At 66.7% G+C, this 12,648-nt stretch carries 11 protein-coding genes; 7 read left to right on the forward strand and 4 right to left on the reverse strand.

What is annotated here, in order from left to right:
* Both P3W85_RS37505 and P3W85_RS37510 read left to right on the forward strand, forming a co-directional pair.
* Window positions 1-2,174 (forward strand): TonB-dependent receptor (locus P3W85_RS37505; RefSeq protein ID WP_276268511.1); only part of this gene is annotated, 2,174 nt, incomplete at its 5' end.
* Between the two features lie 11 nt (window positions 2,175-2,185).
* A complete protein-coding gene (locus P3W85_RS37510) occupies window positions 2,186-4,066 on the forward strand; it encodes an enterochelin esterase domain-containing protein (protein WP_276268512.1) in 1,881 nt (626 codons plus the stop codon).
* 7 nt (window positions 4,067-4,073) lie between these two features.
* Here P3W85_RS37510 and P3W85_RS37515 read toward each other — a convergent pair whose 3' ends face one another.
* Complete coding sequence (locus P3W85_RS37515) at window positions 4,074-4,622, reverse strand: dihydrofolate reductase family protein (protein ID WP_276268513.1); 549 nt, start codon at window positions 4,620-4,622, stop codon at window positions 4,074-4,076.
* A gap of 40 nt (window positions 4,623-4,662) precedes the next feature.
* Between P3W85_RS37515 and P3W85_RS37520 the strand changes: the two genes are divergently transcribed.
* The 4 genes from P3W85_RS37520 (at window position 4,663) to P3W85_RS37535 (ending at window position 8,219) form a co-directional block, all read left to right on the forward strand.
* Window positions 4,663-5,250, forward strand: a complete 588-nt coding sequence (locus P3W85_RS37520) for a TetR/AcrR family transcriptional regulator (protein WP_276268514.1) — start codon at window positions 4,663-4,665, stop codon at window positions 5,248-5,250.
* Window positions 5,251-5,500: 250 nt separating this feature from the next.
* Complete coding sequence (locus tag P3W85_RS37525; protein ID WP_276268515.1) at window positions 5,501-6,316, forward strand: creatininase family protein; 816 nt, start codon at window positions 5,501-5,503, stop codon at window positions 6,314-6,316.
* Window positions 6,317-6,378: 62 nt separating this feature from the next.
* Complete coding sequence (locus P3W85_RS37530; protein ID WP_276268516.1) at window positions 6,379-7,551, forward strand: YncE family protein; 1,173 nt, start codon at window positions 6,379-6,381, stop codon at window positions 7,549-7,551.
* Entirely contained in the window at window positions 7,548-8,219 is a 672-nt protein-coding gene (locus P3W85_RS37535; protein ID WP_017226163.1) for an HAD-IB family hydrolase, read from the forward strand. The genes P3W85_RS37530 and P3W85_RS37535 overlap by 4 nt, the downstream gene beginning before the upstream one ends.
* A gap of 21 nt (window positions 8,220-8,240) precedes the next feature.
* Here P3W85_RS37535 and tolA read toward each other — a convergent pair whose 3' ends face one another.
* From tolA to P3W85_RS37550, 3 genes are all read right to left on the reverse strand, one after another.
* Window positions 8,241-9,032 (reverse strand): cell envelope integrity protein TolA, encoded by a 792-nt coding sequence (gene tolA, locus P3W85_RS37540; RefSeq protein WP_276268517.1) that lies wholly within the window; start codon window positions 9,030-9,032, stop codon window positions 8,241-8,243.
* Window positions 9,033-9,213: 181 nt separating this feature from the next.
* Window positions 9,214-10,641 (reverse strand): amidase, encoded by a 1,428-nt coding sequence (locus P3W85_RS37545; RefSeq protein WP_276268518.1) that lies wholly within the window; start codon window positions 10,639-10,641, stop codon window positions 9,214-9,216.
* A 124-nt stretch (window positions 10,642-10,765) separates the two neighbouring features.
* Entirely contained in the window at window positions 10,766-12,064 is a 1,299-nt protein-coding gene (locus P3W85_RS37550; RefSeq protein ID WP_276268519.1) for an MFS transporter, read from the reverse strand.
* Between the two features lie 90 nt (window positions 12,065-12,154).
* Between P3W85_RS37550 and P3W85_RS37555 the strand changes: the two genes are divergently transcribed.
* Window positions 12,155-12,648, forward strand: a 494-nt coding sequence (locus P3W85_RS37555) for an Lrp/AsnC family transcriptional regulator (protein ID WP_276268520.1), incomplete at its 3' end; no start/stop codon positions are given.

A 12,648-nucleotide genomic window follows, 5' to 3' on the forward strand; every position in this document is an offset into this window, starting at 1 on the left:
GTTTCACGCTGCAGGAGGGCTTTGCGCGGCTGCTGGCGGCACACGGGTTACAGGCGGTGCGCGGCGTCAACGGCGCCTACACGCTACGGCCCGACGCGCATCCGCCCGGTGCCGTCACCGAGGCCGCGCTGCCGGAGGTGACCGTGAGCGCCGCCGCCGACCGCGCCGAAGCCCTGCCGGAATCCTACGCGGGCGGCCAGGTGGCGCGCGGCGCCAGGCTCGGCATGCTGGGCAATGCCGACATGATGGACACACCCTTCAACATCAGCAGCTATACCGCGCAGGCCATCGAGGATCAGCAGGCCGGCACCGTGGGCGATGTCCTGGTCAACGATCCCTCGGTGCGTTTCACCACGTCGGCCGGGCATATCTATGAGAACTACAGCATCCGTGGCTTCTCGGTCAACGCCGACGACCTGGCGCTCAATGGCATGTACGGGTTGTCGCCCAACGGCCATGCGCCCACCGAGTTCATCGAACGGGTGGAAGTGCTCAAAGGCCCCAGCGCCTTGCTCTCAGGCATGTCTCCGAACGGCGCCGTGGGCGGCGTCGTCAACCTGGTTCCCAAGCGGGCGGGCGACGCGCCGCTGACGCGGTTCACCGCCGACTACATCTCCAGTTCGCAATTCGGCGGCCATCTTGACGTGGGGCGGCGCTTTGGCGGCCGCAATGAATTCGGCGTGCGTTTCAACGGTGCCTACCGCGACGGCCGCAGCGAACTGGACGGGCAGAGCAAGAAGCGCCTGCTGGGCGCGCTCGGGCTGGATTATCGCGGCGAGCGGCTGAAGCTGTCGCTGGACGCCTATGCCAACGAGGAAGACATCAGCAACGGCAGCCCATGGATGGCGTCCTTTTCCGGCACCACCGTGCCCAGTCCGCCCAAGACCGGCACCAACCTGCTGCGCGGCACCCATGGCCGGCTGGATAACAAGGCGGCGGTGGTGCGCGGCGAATTCGATATCAACGACCAGCTCACCGCCTATGCCGGCGTCGGCGCGCGCAGCTATCGCTATTCGGGCTACATCAACGGCACCCGCGCCGGCAACGTCTCGCCGGCCGGGAACTACACGGGCATGACCTACCACCAGAACGGCTACATCGACACGCTGTCGGCCGAAGCCGGGTTGCGGGCGCAGGCGCGCACCGGCCCGGTCGGGCATCAACTGGTGCTGAGCGCCACCGCGCTGCAGATCGAGAGCGGCACCGTCAACAAGACCGGCGCCAGCTACGCCTCCAATATCTACAATCCCGCCACGCCGCGCCTGGCGGGCCAGCCGGGCGCCGCGCCCAAGACCGCCGAGACTACGCTGACCAGCATCGCGCTGGCCGATACGCTGTCGTTCGCGCGCGACCGCGTATTGCTCACCGCCGGCCTGCGTGCCCAGCGCGTGCAGACCACGACCTTCAGCGGTACCACCGGCGTGCAGACCGCCGACTACGACAAGAGCGCGCTGACACCGGCGCTGGGGCTCGTGGTCAAGCCGTGGAGCGCGCAGGTGTCGCTCTATGCCAACTACATCGAGGGGCTGAGCCAGGGCGACAGCGTGACCGACGTCACCGCGCGCAACTACGGCGAGGTATTCGCTCCCTACAAGAGCAAGCAGATGGAAGCCGGCGTGAAATGGGACGCGGGCGAGATCACTAACACCCTGAGCGTGTTCCAGATCAGCAAGCCGAGCATGCTCAAGGACACCGCCAGCAATACCTACAACGCCGACGGCGAGCAGCGCAATCGCGGCGTGGAATGGAACCTGTTCGGCCAGGTCGCGCCGCAGGTGCGCGTGCTGGGCGGCGTGACCTATACCCAGGCCTTGCTGACCCATACCGCCAACGGCGCTTTCGACGGCAACACGGCCTTCGGCGCGCCGCGCTGGGCCGGCAGCGTGGCGCTGGAATGGGATACGCCCTGGGTGCCGGGCCTGACCCTGACCGGCCGCGCGGTGCGCACCAGCTGGCAGTACCTCAATTCCGCCAATACGCAGCGGATTCCGGGCTGGACCCGCTATGACGTCGGCGCGCGCTATGCCACGCGCGTCCAGGGCCGCAAGGTGGTGTTCCGCGCCAGCGTGGAAAACCTGCTCGACCGCAGCTACTGGACCGGCACCTTCAACGACGGCTTCGCCACGCAGAACGCGCCGCGTACCTTCAAGCTTTCCACCACCATCGACTTCTGAAGGGGCCGGTCATGAGGAAGAGCGAGATGCGGCATCGGGATGGATCCAGGCGGCCGCCACGCGCGCTGGTGCTGGCGGCGATGCTGCTTGGGATGGCCTGCGGCGGCGCGCGCGGGCAGGGTGAAACGCCGGCCCCGCAGACGCAGATCGCGCCGGCGGGGCAGCAAGGCGCGGCAGGGGTGCGGCTTGGCGAGGGCGGCAGTGCCGGCGGACTGTGGCGTCCCGGCATGCCGGCAGCCTACCGGCTGGCGCTGGCAAAGGGCGACCTGGTACAGGGCAGCTTCGAGGGGGTGCCGGCGGCGCTGGACCTGCTCGATGCCCAGGGCGGGCGCCTGCGGCGCCTGGCCGGCGCTGGCATGCCCACCCGCGACTTCATGTTCGTGGCACCACGCGATGGCGACTACACGCTGCGGGTAGGTCCCCCGGAAGATGGCAGCGATGGGCTTCTTGGCAGGAATGCAACTAACGGCCAGGAGGCTATCCCCCACACCAAGCCTGCGGCGCAGGCCGGCACGCCATACCGGATCACGGTGGACGCCATCGTGCCGCTGGCGGCGCAGCACGCACCGGCAGCGGCGGTCGAGAGCCCACGGTTGCGGGCATTGGCAAAGACGCTTGCCAGCGGTGGTGGCAGCGCGGCGTTCTGGCGGGAGATGAGCCAGCGCGGCACGCCGCTGGTCGAGCCGTTGTCCGAGCCGCTTGCCGGGTCCGGCAAAGAGGGAGCGGTCAGCGATGGCGGCGCCGGCAAAGCGGTGCTGGTGACCTTCCTGTGGCGCGGCGCCGGCCACGGCGTGCGCCTGTTCGGCAGCCCGGCTGGCGATCATGACGAACTGGCGCGGCTGGGCGACAGCGACGTCTGGTTCCGCTCCTACCGCCTGCCCGCCAGCACGCGCCTGAGCTACCAGCTGGCCCCCGACGTGCCGAAGTTCGACGCGCCCGCGGCGCAGTTGCGCCGCGCCATCCTGGCCACCGCGCAGCGCGACCCGCTCAATGCCCGGGTGTTTCCGGCCGCTGGCGCCGATGCGTTCCAGGCCAAGTCGGTACTGGAACTGCCGCAGGCGCCACCGCAGCCGTGGGTGGAGGCAAGGCCGGGCGTACCCGCCGGCACGCTGTCGCTGCACCGCTTCGAGAGCCGGTTGCTGGGCAATGGGCGCGACGTTTACCTGTACCGTCCCGCCGGCTACCGCCCCGGTGGCGCCGGCCAGGCGCTGCTGCTGGTATTCGATGCGCATGCCTACGTGAGCCTGGTGCCGACGCCGGTGATCCTCGACAACCTGATCGCGCAAGGGCGTATCCCGCCCACTGCGGCCATCATCGTCGGCAACCCGAGTGCCGCGGCGCGTAGCGCGGAACTGCCGCCCAACCCGACGTTCGCCCGCTTCCTCGCCGAAGAACTGATGCCGTGGGCGCGCGGGCAGGGCCTGTCCGCCCCGGCGGCCAGCACTGTGGTGGCGGGGTCGAGCTTCGGCGGACTGGCTTCGGCCTACGCCGCGCTGCGCCATCCCGAACTGTTCGGCAATGTGCTCAGCCAGTCGGGATCGTTCTGGTGGGCGCCGGGGCCGGGCTCACCGTTGGGCGCATCCGCGCCGGCGCGCGAGCCGGAATGGCTGACGCGCGAGTATGTGGCGGCCCCGAGGATGCCGCTGCGCTTCTATCTGGAGGCTGGCCTGTTCGAGGGCGCGCGGGGGCCCGGCGGCATTCTTTCCACCTCGCGCCATCTGCGCGATGTGCTGCAGGCCAAGGGCTATCCGGTGCGCTACGCCGAGACCGCCAGCGGGCACGATTACCTGCACTGGCGCGGCTCGCTGGCGTGCGGACTGCTGGCTTTGCTTGGCAGCGACAAGACTGCGCGTGGCGGCGGAGAGGGTGCGTGCGCGGCGTCGGGGCGGTAGGCGCCGCTTACGCGTCGCCCGTTTTCGCAAGGTTCGCAAGATATCTTGTCTGCACCAGCCCGCTGGGCAGGCTTCTGGTGCTGTGCATGCGCCATGTGGCCCGTGGCAGGTCCTGGTCAAAAAGCGCTATGCCTTTGCCCAGCACGACGGGCGCCCGCGACAAGGTCAGGCTATCGACCAGCCCCGCCCGCAGTCCATCCCGAACCACGGCACCGCCGTCCAGGTAGACATGGCGATGTCCCGCTTTGCCCAGATCCCGCAGCAACGCATGCAGCGGGACATCGGCGCGTTCCTCTCCGTGCCTTGGGCGCAGTTCGCGGCCAGTCAGTACGACCACGCGCTTGCCCTCGTAGGGCCAGGGCCCGAATCCCAGCACCGCGTCGTAGGTGTTGCGGCCCATCACCATCGCATCGGTTTCGCGCATCAAGGCGGCGTATCCGGTAGCCTCCGGCGGATCCGAGGCATACGGCGAAAGCCATGACAGATCGCCGCCTTCACCGGCGATGAAGCCATCGAGGCTGACGGCAAGAAAAACGCTGACCATTGGACGATGCATTGGTGTGTCCTTATTAAATCTACGGTGTAGAATTATAAGCATGAGCACCATTGAAAATACAGCCCAAGCGGCTCCCGTTCGCAGGCGAGGCCGCCCGCCAAAGCTGGAAGCCGGCGCCATCCTCACGGCAGCCACCGCGCTGCTCGAGCAGGCGGGCGAAGACTTCTCGATGCGGGGCCTGGCGCAGACGATGGGCGTCGACCCGATGGCGGTCTACCGCTATTTCCCGACGAAATCGGCGCTGCTGGATGCGGTGGTGGCGCATGCGTTCGAGGCACTCGACTCCGCCACGCTGCCGTTCGCGGCCGGAGACGATACGCAGTCGAAGCTGATCGCCGTATGCTCGATGTACCTGAAGCTGGCTTGCCCGGTGCCGGCGCTGGTCCGCCTGATGGCGCGGGGCGCTGTCGGGCCGGCCCATGTCGGCCGGCGTTTTGACGCGCTGTTCGAACTGGCCGTGGCAGATCTCGGCTTGTCCGATGCGCAGTACCTGCTCGCCAGGGATGTGGTGGTCGACTACCTGCACGGCTATGCCCTGTCCGGGCGTAGCCCCGACAGGGGCGAGTGGGCAGCGGGGATCAGGCTGATCCACGCCGGCATTGCGGCTGGTGTTTCAGGACTTGCATAAGTCCAGGAATTCCAACGCTGGTGCTGCGCGAAAAGGGCTGACGGAGATCGGGCGGCCGGCCCAAGGTATTGTCGGCCAATGTATCCTATGTATCATGTGCAGCATGCCGATTGCTGTCTTCTCCCGCGAGGCCCGCAGGCTCGCCACCGATACGCCTGGCCGGGCGCAGTCCCGGCGCGCAGGGCGATCCACTGGCGCTTCCATCGCTTCCTTCTCCACACCTGAACGAACTTTTCCACGAGGGCTCGCCATGCGTTTTCTCCTCCGATCGGCTCTTGCGTCCGCGCTGGTGCTTGCGGCCACCCAGTCCGCCATGGCGCAGGTGCCTAAAACGGTGCAGCTGGAGGAGCTGACGTGGACCGAACTGCGCGACCAGATTCACGCCGGCAAGACCACCATCATCATTCCCATCGGCGCGACCGAGCAGAGCGGTCCCGGCGTTGCGCTCGGCAAGCACAATGCACGGGTCAAGGTTCTGTCCCAGCGCATCGCCGAAGGCCTGGGCAATGCATTGGTGGCGCCGGTGATCGCCTATGTGCCGGAGGGGAGCTATGCTCCGCCGACCTCGCACATGCGGTTTCCCGGCACGATCACCGTGCCGGACGACGTGTTCGAGAAAACGCTGGCGTCTGCCGCGAACAGCTTCAAGGTCCACGGATTCACGAACATCGTCTTTCTCGGCGATCACGGCGGCTACCAGAACGATGTCAAGCGCGTGGTGGCCCAGCTCAACAAGGCCTGGGCCGGTTCGGGAGCCCGCGCGTTCGTGCCGCCGGAGTACTATGCCGCCAGCGCTGACGGTTACGCTGAGATGCTGCGCAAGCGCGGCTACCGCGACGACGAGATCGGCACGCATGCGGGACTTGCCGATACGTCGCTGCAACTCGCGGTCGCACCGCAGATGGTGCGGCTCGAGCGCCTGAGAAGCGGCCCCAGGCTGGGGCCGGCGGACGGCGTCTATGGCGGGGATCCGCGTGGTGCGAGCGCCGAGCTCGGCCAGCCCGGCATCGATGCGATCGTCGCGCAGACCATCGGGGCCATCAGGAAGGACACCGGAGTCCATTGACGCGTCCGGTGCCGTCCGCCTTCCGCATCCAGCCGCATTTTCACTCGATAAGGGAACCAGCCATGCCATTGCATCCTCATCGTTTTTCGCGCCTTGCTTCGGCAGTTGCGGTGGCGCTCGCCGGTTGCTGTGCCGCCGCCGCGGCATCCGCTGCGGCGGCTGTCGCGACCGTGGCCGGCATGCCGCCCGTGGTGAACCCCGGCAACCTCTATGGCGAAGCGGCCGCTGGCCATATGAGCCCGGCGGTGTCGGGCGCGTTGCCACGCGTCTATGTGCCGAACCTGCGCTCGAACGACGTCTATGTCATCGACCCGGCGACGCTCAAGGTGGTTGACCGGTTCCCGGTCGGCCGCAGCCCGCAGCATGTCGTTCCGTCGTGGGATCTGCAGACGCTGTGGGTAGCCAACAATGCCGAGGGCCGGCCCGACGGCAGCCTGACCCCGATCGATCCGAAAACCGGTAAACCCGGCAAGGAGATCCGGGTCGACGATCCATACAATATGTACTTCACGCCGGACGGCAAGGAGGCCATCGTCGTTGCGGAAGCGCATGCGCGGCTCGACTTCCGGGATCCGCGCACGATGGCGCTGAAGTCGAGTCTCGAAGTGCCGCAATGCAAAGGGATCAACCACGCGGACTTTTCGATTGACGGCAAGTACGCGCTGTTCACCTGCGAATTCGACAGCAGCCTGGCAAAGATCGACCTGGTGAATCGCAAGGTGGCCGGCTACCTGCAGCTCGGCAAGAAGGGCATGCCGCAGGATATCCGCATTTCGCCCGACGGCAAGGCGTTCTACGTGGCCGACATGATGGCCGATGGCGTCCATGTGGTCGACGGCGACAGCTTTACCAAGACCGGCTTCATCCAGACGGGGGTCGGTACGCATGGGTTGTATCCAAGCCGCGACGGCACCAGGCTCTATGTCGCCAATCGCGGCTCCAACCGTGTGCACGGGCCAAAGCATGGCAAGGGCAGCGTGTCCGTGATCGACTTCGATACGCGCAAGGTCGTCGCCACCTGGCCGATTCCGGGCGGCGGCAGCCCGGATATGGGCAACGTCAGCGCCGACGGCAGGACGCTGTGGCTGTCGGGCCGGTTCGACGACGTGGTCTATGCCATCGACACGACAACCGGTTCGGTCAAGTCCATTCCGGTGGGCATGGAGCCGCACGGCCTCACCGTCTGGCCGCAGCCCGGACGCTATTCGCTTGGCCACACCGGGAACATGCGTTGACCCGCGACCCGTGGCGCGGCGGTTCTCCCGGCCAGGCGATCTCACGCGACAGTGTCGTTGCCGCTTTCGACTTCGACGGCACCATCACCACCTCGGACAGCCTGCGCGATTTCGTGCGCTACATGGTCGGTGGCCGGGGATTGATCCGCGGTGCGGTTTGCGCGGCACCGTGGCTGGCCGGCATGCTGGCCGGCACATGCGACCGGGGGACCGCGAAAGCGCGTTTCCTTGCCGGTGCGATCGGCGGCATGACCCGGCGCGAACTGGAGCGCGCGGCGCGGCGATATGTGGCCCAACGGTTGCCGGCACTGATCCGGCCTGAAATGGAGGCAAGGCTGCGGGAACACAAACGCCGCGGTCACCGGCTGGTATTGGTCAGTGCCTCTCCTGCGTTCTACCTGAAGGTTTGGGCCGAGAGCGCGGGCTTCGATGCCGTGCTCGCAACCGAGCTTGAATTCCGCGGCGACCGCTTTTCCGGGCGCCTGGCCTCGCCGAATTGCTGGGGGCCGGAAAAAGTGCGCAGGCTCCAGCAGTGGTCCGGCGTCGGAAAACCGCCGGTGTTGTTCGCCTATGGCGATAGCCGGGGCGACAGGGAACTGCTCGCGCTGGCCGACCATGGGTGGCTGCGCGGCCAGGGCGAAATGCCTTCGATCGACGCATGGCCGTAGCCGAAGGCCGCCAGTTCCCGCTCAGTCTTTCGGTTTGAATGTGAGGGTGACACTGCCCGGCGCTATGCCATTTTCGTCACGCGGCAGCGGATCGGATCGTTCCACCGCGCGCAGCACTGCGCTGTCCCAGGCGGAATTCCCGCTCGATTTGGTCAGGCGGGCCGACAGCAGCGAACCGTCCGGGGCCAGCTGCACCGCCACCACCGCGGCCGGATTGCCGGACACCTCTTCGGTGAAGATGATGTTCGGCTTGACACGCCGGCGCACCCGGTCCGGATAGCCGGACGAGGCGGTACCGCCCGCGCCTGCGGTATTGCCCGCGCGGTTGCCCACGCCCTGGCTGGCGACGGTGCCGCCTGCCTGGGCCTGCAGGCGTTCCAGTTCGCTCCGGCGCTGCGCGTTGGCGGCGGTGGCCTGCCTGGCCCGCGCATCGGCTTCCTCGCGGGCCAGGCGTGCACGCTGGTCGGCTTGTTCGCGCGCTTGTTGGCGCGCTTGCTCTTGCGCCTCCTGGCGCGCGGCGGCGGCCTCGCGGCGCTTCTGCTGCTGGAGTGCAATGTCAGCCTCTTCCTCCTTTGGCTGCACAGTGGGTGCAGGCGCGGGGTGGGGCAGTGCTGCCGGTTCGGGTGGTTGCGCCGTGGTTGCCGGGGTCGCGTCCCACAGTTCGGCTTGCAGGCCGACTGGGGTGCTGCTTTGCCAATGGACCCCGTAGTACAGCAGGACGCCAAGGAACACGTGCATCAGGAGGGCCAGCAGGAAGCACCCCAGCGTTCCCCGCTCCGGTACCGGCTGATAGGGATAGGCGATGGGCTTCATGTGATACAGCGCTGCCGGCAATCGTGATTTGCATGGGCATGTGACTTCCGCGTACCCTCCCCAGGGTGATGATGGTGGGCCACCAAACCCGGCAGGCGGGCAACGCGTTGGGCACAGTCAGAAGTAGCTTACGCCGCCAATGTCGGCACAGGCAAGCGCGCCGGGCGGCTTGCCCGAGGTCTCAGAGAGCCCATCGCTTCAGGTCGGGATTGCGGTCGGTGACCAGCAGCACCGGCGCTATCGCACCGGCCTGGTCGAGAAGTGCCTTGTCGGCCATGGGTGGGGCCAACAGCTGCACGCCGACTGGCATGCCTGCGTCGTCGAAATCCGCGGGCAGGGCGATGGCAGGGGTGCCGAGGAAGTTGCCTGCCCGGCAGAATTTGCCGATGCCAGCGTGACCGGCATCGGCGGGGTCCAGAGGCAGGGCACCATGGCTGGTCGCCGGCATCAGCAGCGTTCCCGTGGCACCCATGGCCCGCGTGAACGCCGCCGCGGCTTCCGTCCTGCGCTCGATGGCACGATCATAGGCTTCACGGGGAATTTTCGCGCCGGCGAGTATGCGATGGCGAACCACTTCCCAGATGGGCTGCAGCGGGTCTTGCGCCAATTGCCCGTGAAGGCTGTAGCCCTCATATCCGATGATCAGGGAGTTGTCGTCGGAGAGCTTGCCAATGTCCAGCGCCGCGCATGGCGTCCACGGCGTCAATGCCCAGCCGGCCTCGCGCAGCCTTGCCAGCGCCCCCTTCCATGCACGCATGGCGCTGGAGGCAAGGCTGGCGGGAAATGCCTCTGTATCCAGCACGAAGATTTCGCGTTCCGGACTTGCCAGCCTGCCCTTCAGGCGAGCGAATACATCGGCAGGTGTTTCAAGGGTGACGGGATCGGCGTCGTCCGGCCCGGCCAGCACGGTGGTAAGCGCGTGGGCGTCGGCGACCGTGCGGCAGATCGGACCGAGCACGTCCAGGCTGGGGGCAAGCGGAACGACTTCCGCGCGGCTGATGATGCCGGTCGATGGCTTGAAGCCAACGAGGTGATTCAGGGTCGCGGGCGCGCGCACCGAGCCGCCGGTGTCGCCACCCAGCGCAATCGGAGCAAGGCCGGCGGCGACTGCCACGCCGGCGCCGGAAGACGACCCTCCCGGCGCACGGTGCCGAAAGGCATCCCAGGGGTTCCAGGGCGTGCCGCACGTGGGATTCTGCCCGGACAGCCCGAACGCGAATTCCGTCATGTGCGTCTTGCCAAGGATGACCATGCCGGCGGCCTGGAGCCGTCTGGCCACGGCGCTGGTGCCGGTGCTGACGACGGCCATGCGGCTGAGCGAGCCGGCTGCCACGGCGGTGCCCGCGATCTCGATGCTGTCCTTGATCACGATCGGCACGCCATGCAGGGGGCTGGCCGCCTGGCCGGACCGCAGCGCGCGGTCCGCCGCATCTGCCTGGGCGAGGGCCTGCTCGTCCAGAACGACCGTGAAGGCGTTGAGCGCGTTCGCCCGGTGGATCCGGTCCAGGAAGCACTGCGTAACCTCACGCGAAGTGATCCTGCCGTCTGCGATCTGCCGTGCAATCTGCAGCGCGCTTTGAAAATGGAGTGCTTTGAGTTCGTCTTGCATGAGGAGCTGGATCTGTGATCCGAAAGAATACGGCCTGTGCCACTCGCGGCAGGGGCCGGTACGTGTACCCGGTGGACTGCCGGTGCGGGAGCGCGGCGCGGCAATGACCGGGGATCGATTGCGATTACTTCAGTTCCTGCCCCACCGTTTCCGGCATGCGTATAAAGGTGACCAGAGTGATGACAGCGCCCGCTAGAACGTAGTAGAAGAACCAGCGCTCCTGGCCGATACTCTGCAGCCAGGTCAGCAGGTATGGCGTGGTGCCGCCAAGCAGGGCCACCATCAGGTTGTACGGGGCGCCGATGCCCACTGCGCGAACGCTGGTCGGGAACTGTTCGGACATGATGGCCGGAGCGATCGAGGTGTACAGCGCATAGAGGACCAGACCGAACAGTTCCACAGCCAGGATCGAGCCAAAGGTCGGCTGCATCGTGGTGATCATCGGGTAGAACAGCAGCAGGTAACCGAGCGCAAAGACGATCAGCTGAGGCTTGCGGCCGATCTTGTCGGAGAGCATCCCGAAGATCGGGTGGAGCAGCATGAAGACGATCATGCCGATGGTGTTGGCGGCGAATGCGGTCTTCGAGTCGGCATGCAGCGCCCGGATCGCATAGGTCGGGACGTAGGCGACGAACAGGTAGAAGGCAAAGGTGGTCAGGACCGAAAAGCCGATGATGCGCAGCGTTTCTCGCGGATAGTCGCGCAGCAGCGTCCGCAGGGGCTGCTTGACCGGTTGCTGATGCATCTGCCTGGCCGAAGCCTCGGTTTCCGGAATCGAGGTGCGCAGCCACATGCCGGCAACGCCGCCGACGGCGCCCAGCAGGAACGGAATGCGCCATCCGAACGCCTTCATCTGGTCTGGCGTGAGCCAGGTTGTCAGCGCCCAGCCGATGGCCGAAGCGATCAGGATACCGGCGGCGGAACTGAAAAAGGCGAAGCTCGTGTAGAAGCCACGGCGCTTGCGCGGCGCCATCTCGGCCAGGAAAGTCGATGCGGAAGCGTATTCGCCGCCCAGCGACAGGCCTTGCACCAGGCGTGCGGCCACGAGGAGCAGGGGGGCGAGCAGCCCGATTTTCTCGTAGGTCGGGGTTATGCCGATCACCAGCGAGCCGCCGGACATCATCAGGATCGTTGCCGCGAGGGCCGCCTTCCGGCCGTAGCGGTCGGAGAAAATCCCGAGCGCCCAGCCGCCGACCGGGCGCATGAAGAAGCCAACTGCGAAAATGGCGAACGTCGCGAGCAGGGATGCGGTCTCGTCGGTCTTGGGGAAGAACTGGCCTGAGAAGAAGACGGCAAAGGCGGCGTAAATGGTCCAGTCAAACCATTCCACTGCATTGCCGATGCTGCCGGCAGCAATCATGCGGGCTTTCGATACCGGAGTCTCCGCCGGGATCGCCTGTCCTGCCTGGGTCACGTGATTCATTAGCTTGGCTCTTGTTGAAGCGCTGGGTCTCGACAGCGCTTGTTTATAATCGCAATAAAAACGACACGAACAAAAGGTTAATGTCAGAATATGGACACGTCAAGCTCGATTAAAGAGGAAAACGGACAACTGGCGGCCGATGAGGTGGATCTTCGCTGCCTCAGCGCCTTGCAGGGCAACCCGCGCGGTACATGGCGGGAGCTGAGTGCGGCCAGCGACGTGCCCGAGCGCACGCTGTCGCGCCGACTGCAGCGGTTCATGGATGGCGGCTACCTCAAGGTGATCGGTGAACTGGACCCGGTGGTGCTGGGCAGCGGACCCGTGTTGCACGCATGGGTCCGCGCGGAGAATGGCAGGGAAAGCGAAGTGGCCGAGCATCTCGCCATGCAGCCGGAAACCCAGGTTGTGCTGGCAACCACGGGAGAGGCCGATATCTTCACCGAGATCAATTTGCAGACACAGGAGCAGCTCGCGGAGATGGTGATGCGCACGTTGCCACTGGTGCCGGGACTTCAGCGATTCGAATCTCGCGTGGTTCTGCGCTCGTTTCGTCGGGCGAGCCGCTGGCGTATCGACGGTTCGGT

It is taken from the genome of Cupriavidus basilensis, from assembly GCF_029335485.1.
Classification (GTDB): Bacteria; Pseudomonadota; Gammaproteobacteria; order Burkholderiales; family Burkholderiaceae; genus Cupriavidus; species Cupriavidus basilensis_E.